This is a genomic window from Candidatus Halobonum tyrrellensis G22 (assembly GCF_000495475.1).
GTDB lineage: Archaea > Halobacteriota > Halobacteria > Halobacteriales > Haloferacaceae > Halobonum > Halobonum tyrrellense.
Genome location: NZ_ASGZ01000061.1, coordinates 34,027 through 49,136, shown reverse-complemented (window position 1 = coordinate 49,136; position 15,110 = coordinate 34,027). Strand labels below are relative to the sequence as shown.

The 15,110-nt window shown below is 69.7% G+C and carries 15 protein-coding genes; 6 read left to right on the top strand and 9 right to left on the bottom strand.

The genetic code is table 11. The features are described from left to right. Positions 1 to 8 precede the first annotated feature (8 nt). The gene (locus K933_RS15070) at positions 9 to 1,010 is read right to left on the bottom strand and encodes an ornithine cyclodeaminase family protein (protein ID WP_023395611.1); all 1,002 of its coding nucleotides are present in this window, start codon (positions 1,008 to 1,010) and stop codon (positions 9 to 11) included. A gap of 348 nt (positions 1,011 to 1,358) precedes the next feature. Between K933_RS15070 and K933_RS15065 the strand changes: the two genes are divergently transcribed. Together K933_RS15065 and K933_RS15060 are read left to right on the top strand one after the other, a co-directional pair. Further along, positions 1,359 to 3,494 (top strand): choice-of-anchor I family protein, encoded by a 2,136-nt coding sequence (locus K933_RS15065; RefSeq protein ID WP_235063455.1) that lies wholly within the window; start codon positions 1,359 to 1,361, stop codon positions 3,492 to 3,494. A gap of 319 nt (positions 3,495 to 3,813) precedes the next feature. Continuing rightward, positions 3,814 to 4,983, top strand: coding sequence for a zinc-dependent alcohol dehydrogenase (locus K933_RS15060; protein WP_023395609.1), 1,170 nt, complete (start codon positions 3,814 to 3,816; stop codon positions 4,981 to 4,983). A 150-nt stretch (positions 4,984 to 5,133) separates the two neighbouring features. Here the strand turns inward: K933_RS15060 and K933_RS15055 are convergent, their stop codons facing one another. After that, a complete protein-coding gene (locus K933_RS15055; RefSeq protein ID WP_023395608.1) occupies positions 5,134 to 5,367 on the bottom strand; it encodes a hypothetical protein in 234 nt (77 codons plus the stop codon). Between the two features lie 188 nt (positions 5,368 to 5,555). Then, positions 5,556 to 6,809 carry an OFA family MFS transporter gene (locus K933_RS15050; protein WP_023395607.1) on the bottom strand — a complete coding sequence of 418 codons (1,254 nt, stop codon included), beginning with the start codon at positions 6,807 to 6,809 and terminating at the stop codon, positions 5,556 to 5,558. A gap of 182 nt (positions 6,810 to 6,991) precedes the next feature. On the opposite strand from K933_RS15050, the gene K933_RS15045 reads away from it, so the two are divergent. Next, positions 6,992 to 7,906 carry a DNA-3-methyladenine glycosylase family protein gene (locus K933_RS15045; protein ID WP_023395606.1) on the top strand — a complete coding sequence of 305 codons (915 nt, stop codon included), beginning with the start codon at positions 6,992 to 6,994 and terminating at the stop codon, positions 7,904 to 7,906. A 91-nt stretch (positions 7,907 to 7,997) separates the two neighbouring features. On the opposite strand, the gene K933_RS15040 is transcribed toward K933_RS15045, so the two are convergent. Continuing rightward, entirely contained in the window at positions 7,998 to 8,930 is a 933-nt protein-coding gene (locus tag K933_RS15040; protein ID WP_023395605.1) for a sulfide-dependent adenosine diphosphate thiazole synthase, read from the bottom strand. Positions 8,931 to 9,023: 93 nt separating this feature from the next. Here K933_RS15040 and K933_RS15035 point away from each other — a divergent pair, with 93 nt between their 5' ends. After that, on the top strand, positions 9,024 to 9,524 hold the full coding sequence (locus tag K933_RS15035) for a DUF555 domain-containing protein (RefSeq protein ID WP_049947921.1): 501 nt from the start codon (positions 9,024 to 9,026) through the stop codon (positions 9,522 to 9,524). An 86-nt stretch (positions 9,525 to 9,610) separates the two neighbouring features. Here K933_RS15035 and K933_RS15030 read toward each other — a convergent pair whose 3' ends face one another. Continuing rightward, positions 9,611 to 9,844 carry a UPF0058 family protein gene (locus K933_RS15030; protein WP_023395603.1) on the bottom strand — a complete coding sequence of 78 codons (234 nt, stop codon included), beginning with the start codon at positions 9,842 to 9,844 and terminating at the stop codon, positions 9,611 to 9,613. 166 nt (positions 9,845 to 10,010) lie between these two features. Between K933_RS15030 and K933_RS15025 the strand changes: the two genes are divergently transcribed. After that, complete coding sequence (locus tag K933_RS15025; protein WP_023395602.1) at positions 10,011 to 10,415, top strand: translation initiation factor IF-2 subunit beta; 405 nt, start codon at positions 10,011 to 10,013, stop codon at positions 10,413 to 10,415. 19 nt (positions 10,416 to 10,434) lie between these two features. Here K933_RS15025 and K933_RS15020 read toward each other — a convergent pair whose 3' ends face one another. Together K933_RS15020 and K933_RS15015 are read right to left on the bottom strand one after the other, a co-directional pair. Then, complete coding sequence (locus K933_RS15020) at positions 10,435 to 10,614, bottom strand: DUF7836 family putative zinc-binding protein (RefSeq protein ID WP_023395601.1); 180 nt, start codon at positions 10,612 to 10,614, stop codon at positions 10,435 to 10,437. 73 nt (positions 10,615 to 10,687) lie between these two features. After that, entirely contained in the window at positions 10,688 to 11,671 is a 984-nt protein-coding gene (locus K933_RS15015; RefSeq protein ID WP_023395600.1) for a transcription initiation factor IIB, read from the bottom strand. A 556-nt stretch (positions 11,672 to 12,227) separates the two neighbouring features. Here K933_RS15015 and K933_RS15010 point away from each other — a divergent pair. Next, the gene (locus K933_RS15010; protein WP_023395599.1) at positions 12,228 to 12,422 is read left to right on the top strand and encodes a cold-shock protein; all 195 of its coding nucleotides are present in this window, start codon (positions 12,228 to 12,230) and stop codon (positions 12,420 to 12,422) included. Here the strand turns inward: K933_RS15010 and K933_RS15005 are convergent. Both K933_RS15005 and thrS read right to left on the bottom strand, forming a co-directional pair. After that, positions 12,419 to 12,784 (bottom strand): hypothetical protein, encoded by a 366-nt coding sequence (locus tag K933_RS15005; protein WP_023395598.1) that lies wholly within the window; start codon positions 12,782 to 12,784, stop codon positions 12,419 to 12,421. The two genes, K933_RS15010 and K933_RS15005, sit on opposite strands and share 4 nt — an antisense overlap. Before the next feature lie 271 nt (positions 12,785 to 13,055). Further along, positions 13,056 to 14,987 carry a threonine--tRNA ligase gene (thrS, locus tag K933_RS15000; protein ID WP_023395597.1) on the bottom strand — a complete coding sequence of 644 codons (1,932 nt, stop codon included), beginning with the start codon at positions 14,985 to 14,987 and terminating at the stop codon, positions 13,056 to 13,058. Between the last annotated feature and the right edge of the window lie 123 nt (positions 14,988 to 15,110).

Below are 15,110 nucleotides of genomic sequence, written 5' to 3'. Positions count from 1 at the left end.
CGCCCGGCTCAGTCCTGTCCGGTCAGCGCCTGACTCGCCGCCGAGACGTCGATGGGCGTCCCCCGACCGTCGGCGGCGGCGCGCTCGTACAGCATGTGCGCCGCCGCGGCCGTCTCGACGCCCGTCCCCCCGGAGTCGAAGACGGTCACCTCCTCGTCGTCCTCGCGGCCGGGTTCGACGCCCGCGACCACCTCGCCGAGTTCGGCGTGGATGTCGTCCTCGCTCACGACGCCCGCCTCCATCGCGGAGATGAACGACCCGGCGTCCGCCGTGGCGCGCGCGCGGAGGTCGGGGACGTACTTCGCCCGCTCGATGGTCCGGTGGTCGAGTTCGCGCTTCGCGGGGTCGTACTGACCCATCGCGGTGACGTGCGTCCCCGGGTCGAGCGTCTCGCCGTCGAACACCGGTTCGTCCGCGTTCGTCGCGGTGACGACGATGTCGGCCCCCTCGACGGCCGCCGCGGGGGAGGCGACGGCGGCGACGGAGGCGCCGAGCGCCTTCGTCATCTCGCCCGCGAACGACTCGCGGTGTTCCTTGGTCGGCGAGTACACCCAGACGGTCTCCAAGTCCCTGACGGTCGCTATCGCGCGCAACTGCCCGCGCGCTTGCGCGCCGCTGCCGACGAGCGCGAGCGAGGTGGCGTCCTCGCGCGCGAGGGCGTCGACCCCGACGGCGCCCGCCGCGCCGGTCTTGAACGGGTTCATGCTCGCGCCGTCGAGGAGCGCGAGCGGTTCGCCCGACTCGGCGTCGAACAGCGGCGTCATGAACCACGCGTCGCGGCCGCCGAACCCCGCGGCGTACATGTACCCGCCCATCGCGCCCGTGTCGGGCAACACCGCCGCGTACGTCGTGAACATCCCCGGCGGGTCGTCGGAGACGAGTTTGGTCCGCGGTTCGGCGGGCGCACCCTCGCCGACCTGCCGGTAGGCGTCGCGGACCGCGTCGACGTACTCGTCGGGCGTCGCGAGCCCCGAGAGGTCGTCCGTCGAGAGGTAGAGCGCGTCGGTCATACGCCGACGGTTCGACCGCCCGCCGAAAAGCCCTGTCGCTCGCGTGTCGACGGCCCGCCGACCGAGTAGCCGCCGACCGCATCCGCGTCCGTCTCCCCGACCGCCGACGAGGGCCGGACGGACACAACCCCCCACGGAACGGAGAGCCGGGCGGGTGTCGATAGACGCGTCGTCGACTACCCACGTGACTTCCTCTCACAGTTCCGGGGAGGTGAACGACCGGTCACTGCCAACCGCTCGGGAGCGCCCGGGAGGGCCACCGACGGGTCGGACCCGGGGGATCCCCAACGTACCGGAATATATAATATTATCGACAATACTATGCCGTGAACATCACAGCGGGCTCCCGTGGACGACTCACGCAGTCACCTCGATGGAATCGCGCGCCGGGGGTTCCTCGGCCTGACGGGAAGTAGCGTGCTCGCACTGCTCGCGGGAACCGGCACCGCGGCCGCGGACGCCCCCGCGGCGGTCGGTGACGCCCTCGCCGGCCCGGCGGACGTCGCGTCCGGGTTCGAGAGCGTCCGGCTGACCGAACTCGGCCGCTACGAGTCGAACCTCTTCGACGAGGGCGGCGCGGAGATCATCGCCTACCACGCGCCCACCGCGCGGCTGTTCGTCGTCAACGCGGACCTCGGCGGCGTCGACGTGCTCGACGTCTCCGACCCGACGACCCCCACGAAGGTCGCCGACATCGACGTCGCGGGCGAACTCGACGGCGTCGACACCGCCAACAGCGTCTCGGCGTCGGACGACCTCGTCGCGGTCGCCATCGGCGCCGATACCCCCCAGGAACCGGGGCAGGTCGGCCTGTACGACCCCGAGTCGCTCGACCTCCGCAACACCGTCACGGTCGGCGCGCTCCCCGACAAGGTGACGTTCACGCCCGACGGGACGCGAGCGCTCGTCGCCAACGAGGCCGAGCCGAACGACGAGTACACCACCGACCCGAAGGGGTCGGTCAGCATCGTCGACGTCTCTGGCGGCGCCGCGTCGGCGACGGTCGCCACCGCCGGCTTCGAGGCGTTCGTCGGCCGAGAGGAGGAACTCCGCGACCGCGGGATCCGCGTGTTCGGGCCGGACGCGACCGCCGCACAGGACTTCGAGCCGGAGTACGTCGCCGTGAGCGACGACTCGGAGACCGCGTGGGTGGCGCTCCAGGAGAACAACGCGATCGCCGAGATCGACGTCGACGCCGCCGAGGTCACCGACCTGTGGGCGCTCGGGTTCAAAGACTACAGCCTCGCGGGGAACGAACTCGACGCGAGCAACGAGGACGGCGGCGTCAACGTCCGCAACTGGCCGATCCACGGCATCCTCCAGCCCGACGCGATCGCGGCGTACTCGCCGGGCGAGGGCGACGAGACGTACGTCGTCACGGCCAACGAGGGCGACAGCCGCGACTACGACGGGTTCAGCGAGGAGGCCGAGGTGGCCGACCTGGATCTCGACCCCGAGGCGTTCGACTTCGACGCGATCGAGGGGGTCGACAGCGTCGAGGAACTGCAGGCGCCCGAGAACCTCGGCCCGAAGGGTGTCACCACGACGCTGGGCGACACCGACGGCGACGGCCTCTACGAGGAGATCTACGCGTTCGGCGGGCGCTCGTTCAGCATCTTCACCGCCGACGGCGAGCGGGTGTTCGACAGCGGGAGCGACTTCGAGGATATCACCGCCCAGCGGTACGCCGACGAGTTCAACAACGACAACACCGAGAACACCGGCGACAGCCGGAGCGACAACAAGGGTCCCGAGCCGGAGGGCCTGACGCTCGGCCGTATCGGCGACCGCTTCTTCGCGTTCGTCGGTCTCGAACGCGTCGGCGGCGTGATGGTGTACGAGATCACCGACCCCGAGTCGCCGACGTTCGTCGACTACGTCAACGACCGCGACTTCGGGTTCCCCATCCGAGAGCGGATCGCCGACGGCGACGCCCCCGCGAGCGCCGCGGGCGATCTGGGCCCGGAGGGGCTCGACTACGCCAGCGCCGAGGAGAGTCCGACCGACCAGCCGCTCGTCTTCGTCGGCCACGAGGTCAGCGGGACGACGACCATCTTCGGCGTCGAGGAGGCCGACGAGCCGGTCCCGTTCCAAGTCGACCTCGTCGCCGGCGAACCCAACGAGGTCCTCGGCGAGAGCGAGGGCGACTTCTACGGTCGCCAGGAGCGGCTGATCCAGTACGTCCACGGCGACGCCGACGGCGTCACCGAGCGCGACACGTGGATCAACTCGCTGGCGGCGGAGACCCGCGACTGTCTCGGCGGCTACGAGTCGATCGAGGTCCACGGCGACGTGGCGACGGTCGAGTTCACCGTGAAGGAGGGGTGTGAACTCACCCTCTCGCTGGTGTCGTACTCGCTGCCGGACGGGGAGTTCTCGTTCGACACCGCCGGCGAACAGGAGATGGCCGCCGCCGCGACGGCGACGTTCGAGGGCGGCGAACACACCCTCGACGTCTCCCTCCCGACCGGCGGCGACGCCTGAGCCGGCCGCCCGGCGACGGTCGCGCCCCCTCGGAACCCCCACGCTTCTTTCGGCCCGTCCGCGCGACGCTCCCCGCCCCACGGTATCGCGAGCACACGCGCCCGCCGACCCGGAGCCGACACGGGCCGTCGCTGTCGGCGGCGCGCCGCGAGCGGACGCGAGACTCGACGCCGCTGTCGCGCGAATCCCCGTGCGGTCTCGGGGACGAGCCGCGTGGAGCCCGGTGGCCGCCTGCGAGGGCAGGCTCTGGCTTTAGGGACCGGTCGCCCGAGCGTCGACACGTGCACTCCCGACCGAACCCCGACTGTGGAGGGACGCGATGAAAGCGTTGACCTGGCACGGCGAGGAGGACGTCCGGATCGACGACGTGCCTCGGCCGCAGATACGGGAGCCGACGGACGCCGTCATCGAGGTGACGGCCACCGCCATCTGCGGGTCGGACCTCCACCTCTACGACGGCCACGTCCCCACGATGGAGGAGGGGGACGTGCTGGGACACGAACCGATGGGCGAGGTGGTCGAGACCGGCAGCGCCGTCGAGAACCTGGAGGTGGGCGACCGGGTGGTCGTCCCGTTCACGATCAGTTGCGGGTCGTGTTGGTTCTGCGAGCAGGATATGTACTCGCTGTGTGACAACTCCAACCCGAACGCCGAGATGGCCGCCGCGGAGATGGGCCACTCGCCCGCGGGGCTGTTCGGCTACTCGCACATGCTCGGCGGGTACGAGGGCGGGCAGGCCGAGTACCTCCGCGTGCCGTACGCCGACGTGGGGCCGATCAAGGTGGACTCGAACCTCCCCGACGAGGAGGTGCTGTTCCTCTCGGACATCTTCCCGACGGGGTACATGGCCGCCGAGAACGCCGACATCGACGAGGGCGACACCGTCGCCGTCTGGGGCTGCGGCCCGGTCGGCCAGTTCGCCATCCAGAGCGCGCAGATGCTCGGCGCCGGCCGCGTCGTCGCCATCGACCGCGTGCCCGAACGGTTGGACATGGCTCAGAAGCACGGCGACGCCGAGGTGATCAACTTCGAGGAGGACGACGTCTACGACCGCCTGATGGGGCTGACCCGCGACCGGGGACCCGACGGCTGTATCGACGCCGTCGGCTCGGAGGCGCACGGGATGGGCGTCAGCGGCGTCACCGACAAGGCCAAACAGGAACTCGGCATGCAGGACGACCGGCCGCACGTGCTCCGGGAGGCGATCAAGTGCTGTCGGAAGGGCGGGACCCTCTCCGTCCCGGGCGTCTACGTCGGCGACGTCGACAACCTCCCGATGGGCGCGCTGATGAACAAGGCGCTGACCGTCAACTCGGGACAGACGCACGTCCAGCGCTACCTCGACCCGCTGATGGAGAAGATCGAGGAGGGCGAGATAGACCCGTCGTTCGTCATCAGCCACAAGGAACCGCTCGAACGCGGCCCGGAGATGTACGAGACGTTCCGCGACAAGGAGGACGGCTGTACGAAAGTGATGCTGACGCCCTGAACGCGGGCGTCGGACGCGGGGAACGCGAGTCGGTCGCGCCGTGAACTGGCGGGATTTTTTCGAGTCGGGTCGGGCGAGCGGCGGGTCGTCGGTCGGGACCCGAGAGAGAAACCGCGAGCCGACCGCGAGTCGTTCGCCCCGTCTCGGTCCTCAGTCGCCGTTGGGCGCCGGGCCGGACTGCGCCGCCGCGTCGGGCGCGTCCGGGGTCGGCGACGCGGTGACCGGACCGCGCACGAACATGGCGTGCGCGACGAGGAGCGCCGCGACGCCGCCCCCGACGGGAACCGCGGCCTGAACGGACAACCCGGTCGTCGAGAGCAGAGCGGTAATTCCGAGCAGCGCGGCCGGGATGAGGCCGAGAACGTAGTCGTGATATCCGGTCATAATGTACTCACACGTATGCCTGGGGGGCATATAGGTGTTTTGCATACCCCCTCTGTACACACTCCGTATACGACCCGAAGGCCACTCGTAAGTTATAGCCCGCCGTGTCAGAGAACGACTCACACGGCCGTATTCGGGGCAATCGGACGATCGAACCGTCGATTTCGGAGGAGTTCGGCGGGTCGCGGCTACCGCTCGGGGGGCCGGAGCGCGAGCGAGGCCAGCCCGGAGACGACGGTGAGTCCGCCCGCGACGAGGAACGTGGTGGTCCACGAGGTGACGAGCACGAACCAGCCCGCGACGGCGCCGCCGAACACGCCGCCCCACATCTTCCCCGAGTACAGCAGCGCGTAGTTGGCCGACGAGTGTTCGTGGCCGTAGTAGTCCGCGACGACGCTGGGGAACAGCGAGAACTGCGGGCTCCAGAAGAACATCGAGACCACGACGGCGGCGACGAACACCAGGCTCGCGCCGCCGGTCGCCGCCCAGACGACGAGGAACAGCCCCAGTCCCGAGAGGACGAACGAGGCGACCATCGTGAGCCGGCGGTCGTACCGGTCGGAGAGGTCGCCGATCACGAGGCGGCCGACGCCGCTGGCGATGGGGAGGACGACGGCCGACACCGTGGTGATGTTCGCCGAGAGGTCGAACTCCGTCGCGAACTGGACGAGCAGGGAGGTGAGCATGAGACCGGCGGCGCTCACGAGGACGAACACCGCGTACATCAGCCAGAACTGCCACGTCCGCAGCATCTCGCGGGAGGTGTACTGCCGGCCGGTCGTCGTCTCCTCGACGCCGCCCTCGTCGACCATCTCCGCCATCCACCCCGCCGGCGGGTCGCGGAGGACGAGCGCGCCCGCTATCACGCCGACGCCGATGACCGCCCCCATCGCGAGGAAGACGCCGCCGTACGCCTCGGCGGTCGCGTTCGCCCGGACCGGGAGGACGAACAGCGCGCTCCCGGCCGCGAACGCCATCGTCCCGACGCCGGTGGTGAGCCCCCGCCGGTCGGGGAACCACTTGAGGGCGGTGTTGACCGCGACGGTGTAGACGATGCCGACCCCGAGCGCTCCCAGGGAGTACAGCAGGTAGATCTGCCACACCTCGGTGGCGTACGCGAGGCCGACGTAGCCGCCGCCCGCGAGCACGCCCGCCGCGAGCGTCAGCGCGCGCGGGCCGTGTCTGTCGCGCCACCAGCCGACCGGGAACTGCGACCCCGACTGGATCACGACGAACAGCGTGAACACCAGCCCCAAGGCGGGCAGCGGGATCGACAGCGCCTCCCCGAGCGGCTGCTGGACGACCGTCCAGACGTACTGGTACGGGCTCACCAGCCCCATCATCACCGCCGCGGCGGCGACCTGCCACCACCGCGAGAACCCCAACTCCTCGCGCGCCCGCGCGGAGATGTCCGCGCCGGCCGACTCGGCGTCGCTGGCCATGGTAGCCGGTGTTCGGTCCGACAAATCAGGGTTCCGAAGCCGGAACGCGACGGAGTCGGCCGCCCTCCGGCGGAACCGGGCGGCGCACCTCCCGAGTCGCGGACGACCGTCCCCCGCCGCCGGCGGCGCGCCGCCGACCCGAACCGTAAGCCGCAACCCCCTCGCGGCCGTCGGGTACGCCGATGGAGACGGGGGCGATCCCGGTCGACGACCTCGCGGGACCGTTCGACCTACAGGCGACAGTCGAGAGCGGACAGACGTACCTCTGGGACCGCGCGGACGGGGGGATGTACGCGACCGACGCCGCCCACGGCGGGAGCGAGTGGTACGAGACGGTCGTGCCGCCGGTCGAGGGGGTGAGCGACGAGCGCGCGGTGGTGCGCGTCCGGCAGGTCGACGGCCGACTGGAGTGGGAGGCGACGACCGACGCGGTGCCGCTGTTGACCCACCTGCTGCGGTTGGACGACGACCTCGACGCGGTCCGCGCCGGGACCCCCGACCTCGCGGTGCTCGACCGCGCGTTCGAGCGCTACCGCGGACTGCGGCTGGTGCGGGACCCGCCGTTCGGCTGTCTGGTCTCGTTCATCTGCTCGGCGCAGATGCGCGTCTCGCGCATCCACGGGATGCAGACGGACATGGCCGCGGCGTTCGGCGACCCCGTGACGTTCGACGGCGGGACGTACCACGCGTTCCCGACGCCCGAGCAGTTGGCCGACCGCACGGAGGGGGAGCTTCGGGACCTCTCGTTGGGCTACCGCGCGCCGTACGTCCGGCGGACCGCCGAGATGGTGGCGACCGGCGAAGCCGACCCGGCCGCGGCCGCCGCGATGCCGTACGAGGAGGCGCGCGAGCACCTCCAGCGGTTCGTCGGCGTCGGCGAGAAGGTGGCCGACTGCGTCCTCCTGTTCTCGCTGGACTTTCTCGAAGCCGTGCCGCTCGACACGTGGATCCGGTCGGCCATCGCCGACCACTTCCCCGACTGCGACCGCGGGAGCTACGCCGAGACCTCCCGCGCCATCCGCGAGCGGTTGGGCGGCCGCTACGCGGGGTACGCCCAGACGTACCTGTTCCACCACCTCCGCACCGGCGGGGAGTGAGCAGGGCGACCGCCGGGAGCCGTGGTGAGCCGCGTCGAGCCGCGACGATCCCCGCCTCCCGCGGTCCGACGGGCCGACGTCTCCGTCCGTCTCAGTCGTCCGCCGGGGCCGTCGGCGCGCTCGTACCGAGTTCGACCGGCGGCGCGTCGACGCCGAGTTCGTCGAGCGCGACCTCCGCGGCGCGCTTGCCCGAGACGAGCATCGCGCCGAACGTCGGTCCCATCCGGGTGAGTCCGTGGACCGTCGCGGTCGACAGTCCCGCCGTGAGGAGACCGTCGTGGACCATCCCGGTCTTCTCGACCACGCCGTCCTCGCTGTCTTCGACCCACATCGAGTCGTGGCCGGGCGAGTCGTGGCCGGGCGCGCCGTACTCGTCGTCCCCGGAGCGGTCCATCCCGGTGGTGTGCTCGTCGGCGTGGTCGACGCCCGGCGCGTCGACCACCCCGCGCTCGTGGAGTTTCGAGACCACGACCGCCTCGTGGCCCGTCGCGTCGACCACCAGGTCCGACTCGACCGCGATGGGGTCGACGCAGGTCAGTTCCCGCGGGAGCGAGTGGACCGGCGTCCAGTTCATCACGACGCCCGCGACGCGGTGGTTCTCCCGTACCACGACGTCGGTGAACTCGGTCATGTTCTGCATCCGCGCGCCCGCCTCGCAGGCCGACTCGATCAGCGCCGACGCACAGTGGGGCGCGCTCGCGACGTACAGCCCCTCGGCCTCGTCGCTCTCCTCGTAGGGGACGCCGAGTTCGTCGAGTACGTTCTGCCCCGGGTCGCGGACCGTCAGCTTGTTCATCAGGTAGCCGCCCAGCCAGAACCCCCCGCCGAAGTAGTTGTTCTTCTCGACGACGGTCACGTCGACGCCCCGGTCGGCGAGTTCCGCCGCCGCGGTCAGCCCCGACGGCCCGCCGCCGACGACGATGACGTCCGTCTCCGTCCCGTCGATGAACTCCTCGTGCCACGCGTCGCCGATGGCCCGGGTCACCGATGCCTCGTTCGCGCCGCTGAATCCGTCGAACTCCATGCACACTTGGTAGTACCACTGGGTAATTAAACGTTGCCACCGTCCGGGGACGCCGGCCGAAGCTTCATGCCGCCGGCACGAGTACTCGTGTTCATGGACCGCAGGGTCGTCGTCGAGGCCGCCGTCCCCGTTTACGACGTGGAGACGACCGACGAGGCGGTTCGGATCGCCATCTCGAAGACCGGGGAGATGCTCAACCCGGACCTCAACTACATCGAGATCAACATGGCCCACCGCGAGAACGAGGCGGGCGAGCGGGTCGACCCGGCGTTCATCGCGGCCGACGAAGCGCTCGTCGCGCTCGAACTGGAGATGGTCGTCTTCAACGTCGAACGCGACGAACACGCCGCCCGGATCGCACGCAAGGAGATCGGTCAGCGCCTGGAGAACATCCCGCTGAAGGTGTTACGCGTCGAACCGGTCGAGGAGGACGGAGGGGAAGACGACGGTGCGAGCGACGACTCGACCGACGGGGACGACGCCCCGCCCGACGGCGAGGAGTCGAGCGACGGAGGGACGAGCGACGGGGAGTCGGACGACGGCGAGGACGACCTGCTCCCGGAGTTCGAGGAGATGGTCGGCGAGGACGGCTGAGCCGGCGCTTTGCGCCGCGAGCCGCCGGGGTCGGACGGGCGCCGCGGCTGGTGGGGAGGTGACCGTCGGGTGAGGAAGGGGACCGTTCAGTCGGCCTTGGGCGCGACCGACTCGCGCTGGGACTCCGTGACCGAGGAGGTTATCCCGCCGGCCAGTTTGAACACCGCCGCCTTGTGGTCGGTTTTCGAACGATGGATCGACGTTGGTTTGACCCCCAACTCTTCGTACGCTGTCAGGTCAAGATCCTCGTCGCGCGCTTCACACTCGCTTCGTACCTCGGCGAGAAGGCCGTGCAGGTGGATGAGTTCCTGCTTCTTCATGGACGACTCCGGCTTGCCTCCGGAGGGTTAAAGACTTATCTTGAGGCTCGTTAGCACGATGCCCGTCAGGTTTTCATATGCATTTCCTGCGGGGTAGACTGGAGTTACGCGGCGTGACGGGACGTTGCCACGAACGTTTTATTCCGTCGAACCCCCATCCGGTGGTATGGAGTACGACGACATGCTCGATAGAGCGGTCGGGGAGAGCCCCGAGGCCTCGGGCGGGGAGTCGCGGTTCGACGTGCCGACGCCGGAGGTCCGCCAGGAGGGGAGCGTGACGGTCGTCGAGAACTTCCCGGCGGTCGCGGACCGACTCGCGCGCGACCCCGAACATCTCCTCCGGTACCTCCAAGAGGAGGTCGGCACCGCGGCCAGCATCGACGACGTGGGTCGAGCGCGACTCACCGGGTCGTTCAAGCCCGACCGGATCGAGGGCGTCGTCGACGAGTACGTCCGGACGTACGTACGCTGTCCGGACTGCGGGCTTCCGGACACACACCTCGAGACGGACGGCGGGACGACGCTGCTCGTCTGTGAGGCGTGCGGCGCGCGGTCGACCGTCGACGACTGAGACGGACCCGGGTGGTCCGTCAGTGGAACTGTTTGAGCGTGTCGAGGTCGCGTTCGGTCCGCATGAACTCCGCGAGCCGCCGGGTGGCGTGACAGGACGGACACGAGAAGTTCTGCCGGGGGCCACGAAGATCGGTGGGGTTCTCCTGCCAGTCCTTCGAACACTCGGGACAGAGCAGTCTGACGAAGGCCTCGACCATACGCCCACCCGTCGGGCGGCGGTTCAATAAAGCTACCGCGTTCGCGGACGAAAAACCGTGGGACGCCGCAGGGTTACGCCGGGAGACCGTCGGCCGCCTCGAGCAGTTCCTTGTAGCGGTTGCGGATGGTCACCTCGCTGACCCCCGCCACCTCGCCGACCTCGCTTTGGGTCAGCGCCTCGTTGGTGAGTAGCGAGGCGGCGTACACCGCGGCCGCGGCCAGTCCGACCGGCGACTTCCCGCTCGTGACGCCCGCCTCCTGTGCACCCTTGAGGAGGTCGCGGGCGCGCCGTTCGCCCTCGTCGGAGAGACCGAGTCCCGACGCGAACCGGCCGACGTACTGGGCGGGGTCGGCGGGCGCGACCTCCAGTTTCAGTTCGCGGACGAGGTAGCGGTACGTCCGGGTGAGCTCCATCCGCTCGACCCGCGAGACGCTCGTGAGTTCGTCGAGCGAGCGGGGCGTGCCGGCCTGCCGCGCGGCCGTGTACAGCGCGGCGGTGGCGACGCCCTCGATGGAGCGGCCGGGCAGGAGGTCCTCGCTCAGCGCGCGGCGGTAGACGACGCTGGCGGTCTCCCGAACCGTCTCGGGGAGGCCCAACGCCGAGGCCATGCGGTCGATCTCGCCGAGCGCCTGCTTGAGGTTGCGCTCCTTCGAGTCACGGGTGCGGAACCGCTCGTGCCAGGTGCGGAGCCGCTGCATCTGCTGGCGGCGCTCGGCCGACAGCGTCCGGCCGTACGCGTCCTTGTTCTGCCAGCCGATGTTGGTCGACAGCCCCTTGTCGTGCATCATGTTCGTCGTCGGGGCGCCGACGCGCGACTTGTCGCCCGCCTCGTTGCTGAACGACCGCCACTCGGGACCGTGGTCGATGGCGTCCGCCTCGACGACCAGCCCGCAGTCCGCACAGACCGTCTCGCCGTGCTCCTCGTCCGTGACGACGTGGCCGCCGCACTCGGGGCAGGCGACGTCCGCTCGGGTCCGCTCCTCGCTCGATTCGACCCGGGGCTCCGGGGTCGTCTCCCGCTCGTAGCTGCTGATGGTGGTTCGTGTCTCTGTCATTGGTTTGCTCCCGGAGCGACCACGGTGTCCCGACGGTAGTCGTCCTTACTGGTAGTAATACCCGGAAGTGTTTAAACGTTCGCATCGGTGGGATCGGTCGTACACGGCGCACAGACCCCTCTTGTCCGCGATACGCGCCCATCGAGTGCTGCCGGCGCCGGCCGTTCGAACCACAAAAACAGTCCGGGTAGCGCTCGTTCGGTAGGGAAGAACGTTTCGGGCGGCGACCCCGACCGGACGGCGGGACCGTTCGCCGGTCCGGCCACCCCGCTCCGGGCCGTCCGCACGCGGGCGCGCACGACCAATAAGGCCGCGCGCTGGGAACTGGAGGACGGGCCGACCGCCGGACCCGGCGCCCTCGGGCGGTGCGAGCGAGTGACGCGCTCGGAGCGTCCGGTACCAACTCGACAATCGCCCCGTCGCTACCGCGTGTCGATCCGATCGGTACCGAGCGTCTACGCGTCAGCCAACCCGCACGCATCTGCCAACGAACCCGACTGTTCGATCCACAAGTATATACGTTCGACCGCCCATCCACCCGCCGAGGTTACCGCGAATGGCGCAAGGTACGGTTGCATTCTTCAACGACACGGGCGGATACGGCTTCATCGAAACAGACGAGTCCGACGAGGACGTCTTCTTCCACATGGAGGACGTCGGCGGTCCGGACCTCGAAGAAGGGCAGGAGGTGGAGTTCGACATCGAACAGGCCGACAAGGGTCCGCGGGCGACGAACCTCCAGCGGCTCTAACCGAGAAACGACACCCGGACCTCGTGCGGTCCGGCGGGAGTATCGAGTTCGACCCGTTTTTCGAGCGACTCGCGAATCGCCGAGCGCCAGCGCTCGGCGCCGCGGCCGGGGAACCGCGGGAACTCGTCGGGGACGAACGCCCGCGGGTGGAGGTGGACCGGCGACGCCCCCTCGTCGTCGTACGCGCCCTCGCCGCCGGCGACGTGGAGACGCGCGCGCATCCGCGGGGAGAACGGCGGCGTCACCCGGAGCACCGCCTCCCGGCGGTTGCGGTCGCGGGCTTCGAGCGCCGCCACCACGTCGTCGGTCGTCACGGCGAGCGTCCGGACGACCGTCGGGTCCGGCGACCCGGCGTCGCTCACGTCCCGCGTGCGATCGACTGCTCTAGCGTGCCGCCGCAGTCGGGGCAGGCCGCACGGTACGAGAGGACGCTCACCGACCGGTCGCAGTCGGCGCAGACGAACGGGCGCTTGACCATCACGCTCGTTTATGGGTGTCTCCGTGTTAAACGTTACCGTAGCGTGTGACGAACCGACGGCGCCGCCGCTCGGCGTGAAGCGTATCGACGACCGACGAGGGCCGAGCGGCGGGGACGGACGAAGGGCCGACCGGGCGTGCGGAGCCGTACGGCGCCTACTCCGACCGGGCGACGAAGTCGGGTTCGACCCGCTTCTCGTCGCGTTCCGCCTCCAAGTGCGCGCGGAACGTCGAGGGGTCGACGCCGTTGCGTTCGTCCTCGAACCGGTCGCGGACCGAGACGGTGCCGGCCGCCTCCTCCTCGTCGCCGACGACCACCATGTACGGCACGCGGTCGTCGTGGGCGGCGCGGATCTTCCGGCCGACGGTCATGTCGCGGTCCTCCACTTCGACGCGGAACCCGTCGAGTTCGTTCTTCACCCGGTGGGCGTAGCCGAGGTTGTCGTCGGAGATGGGGAGCACGCGCACCTGTTCGGGCGCGAGCCACAGCGGGAAGTGGCCGTCGAAGTGCTCGATCAGCACCATGAAGAACCGCTCGTAGCTCCCGTACAGCGCGCGGTGGATCATCACCGGCTGGTGGTCCTCGTTGTCCTCGCCCGTGTAGGTGAGGTCGAACCGCTCGGGCATGTTGAAGTCGAGTTGGACCGTCGGGCCGTCCCACTTCCGCCCGAGCGCGTCCTCGAACGAGAAGTCGATCTTCGGGCCGTAGAAGGCGCCGTCGCCGGGTTCGATGTCGTACGCCATCCCCTGTGAGTCGAGTACGTCCTCCAACTGCGACTCCGACTGCTCCCAGATCTCGTCGCTGCCGACCGACTTCTCCGGCCGGGTCGCGAGCGCGACGTGCGCGTCGAGGTCGAACGTCTCGAAGACGGTGAGGATGTCGTCGATGATCCGGTTTATCTCCGACTCGATCTGGTCGGGCCGGACGAACAGGTGTCCGTCGTCGATGGTGAACGACCACGTCCGCGACAGCCCCGAGAGTTCACCCCGCTGCTCTTTCCGGTACACTTTGCCGTCCTCGAAGTAGCGCACCGGCAGGTCGCGGTAGCTCCAGGAGTTGTCGTCGAAGATGGTGGCGTGCCCCGGACAGTTCATCGGCTTCAGGCCGTACTCCTCGTCGTTGACGTCGAGGAGGAACATGTCGTCGACGTAGTTGTCGTAGTGGCCCGACTTCTTCCAGAGGTCCGTCCGGAACAGGTGGGGCGTCTCGACGGGGTCGTACCCCGCCGCCAGGTTGAGCGACTCGGCGTAGTCGGACAGTTCCGAGAGGATGCGCTTGCCCGCCGGCTGATAGAGGGGGAGGCCCGGTCCCGCGGTCTCGTCGATGGTGAACAGGTCCATCTCGCGGCCGATCTTGCGGTGGTCGCGCTCGGCCGCCTCCTCGCGCATCTCCATGTACTCCTCCAGTTCCGACTCCGACTCGAACGCCGTGCCGTACACCCGGGTCAACTGCTCGTTCTCCTCGTCGCCGCGCCAGTAGGCCGACGAGATGGAGAGCAGTTTCACCGCGCCGATCGCGCCCGTCGACTCGACGTGCGGTCCCCGACAGAGGTCGCGCCAGTCGTCCTGTTCGTACACCGTGACGGGGTCGTCGCCGGCGGCCTCCTCGTCGAGGATCTCCGTCTTGAATCGGTTGTCCGCGTAGGCGTCGAGCGCCTCCTCGCGCGGGAGTTCGCGCCGCTCGATGTCGTAGTCGGCCTCGACGATGTCGCGCATCTCCGCCTCCAGTTCCGGGAAGTCGTCCTCGTCGAGGTCGACCCCCGTCACGTCGTAGTAGAACCCCTCGTCGGTCGGCGGGCCGATCGCGAGTTGCGCCTCCGGGTAGAGCCGCTGGAGCGCCTGCGCGAACACGTGCGCCGCGGAGTGACGCAGCACCTGGAGGTACTCGTCGGACTGGTCGGTGACTATCTCGACGCGCGCGCCGTCGTGGACCGGCGCCGCCCGGTCGACCAACTCGCCGTCGACGACGCCCGCGACGGTGTCGCTCCCCAAGCCCGGTCCGATCTCGTAGGCGACGTCCTCGACCGACGACCCCTCCGGTACCGACAGCTCCGAGCCGTCGGGTAGGGTGACCGCGATATCGCTCATACGAGTTGCTGTCCGAGCGCGCGAATAAGTCTTGTCGAACCGCGCGAGCCGTCGCGGGCGGGGCGTTTCTCGGGGGACCTCGACCCCCCGGGGCCGTCGAGTCGGAGCCGCCCGCCGCGACCG

Excerpts from the sequence above, each read along its gene's own strand:
- K933_RS15070 (WP_023395611.1), bottom strand. The coding sequence starts at position 1,010 with ATGACCGACGCGCTCTACCTCTCGACGGACGACCTCTCGGGGCTCGCG.
- thrS (WP_023395597.1), bottom strand. The coding sequence starts at position 14,987 with ATGAGCGATATCGCGGTCACCCTACCCGACGGCTCGGAGCTGTCGGTA.
- K933_RS15040 (WP_023395605.1), bottom strand. The coding sequence starts at position 8,930 with ATGGAGTTCGACGGATTCAGCGGCGCGAACGAGGCATCGGTGACCCGG.
- K933_RS15015 (WP_023395600.1), bottom strand. The coding sequence starts at position 11,671 with ATGACAGAGACACGAACCACCATCAGCAGCTACGAGCGGGAGACGACC.
- K933_RS15025 (WP_023395602.1), top strand. The coding sequence starts at position 10,011 with ATGGAGTACGACGACATGCTCGATAGAGCGGTCGGGGAGAGCCCCGAG.
- K933_RS15045 (WP_023395606.1), top strand. The coding sequence starts at position 6,992 with ATGGAGACGGGGGCGATCCCGGTCGACGACCTCGCGGGACCGTTCGAC.
- K933_RS15030 (WP_023395603.1), bottom strand. The coding sequence starts at position 9,844 with ATGAAGAAGCAGGAACTCATCCACCTGCACGGCCTTCTCGCCGAGGTA.
- K933_RS15055 (WP_023395608.1), bottom strand. The coding sequence starts at position 5,367 with ATGACCGGATATCACGACTACGTTCTCGGCCTCATCCCGGCCGCGCTG.
- K933_RS15020 (WP_023395601.1), bottom strand. The coding sequence starts at position 10,614 with ATGGTCGAGGCCTTCGTCAGACTGCTCTGTCCCGAGTGTTCGAAGGAC.
- K933_RS15050 (WP_023395607.1), bottom strand. The coding sequence starts at position 6,809 with ATGGCCAGCGACGCCGAGTCGGCCGGCGCGGACATCTCCGCGCGGGCG.
- K933_RS15010 (WP_023395599.1), top strand. The coding sequence starts at position 12,228 with ATGGCGCAAGGTACGGTTGCATTCTTCAACGACACGGGCGGATACGGC.
- K933_RS15035 (WP_049947921.1), top strand. The coding sequence starts at position 9,024 with ATGGACCGCAGGGTCGTCGTCGAGGCCGCCGTCCCCGTTTACGACGTG.
- K933_RS15060 (WP_023395609.1), top strand. The coding sequence starts at position 3,814 with ATGAAAGCGTTGACCTGGCACGGCGAGGAGGACGTCCGGATCGACGAC.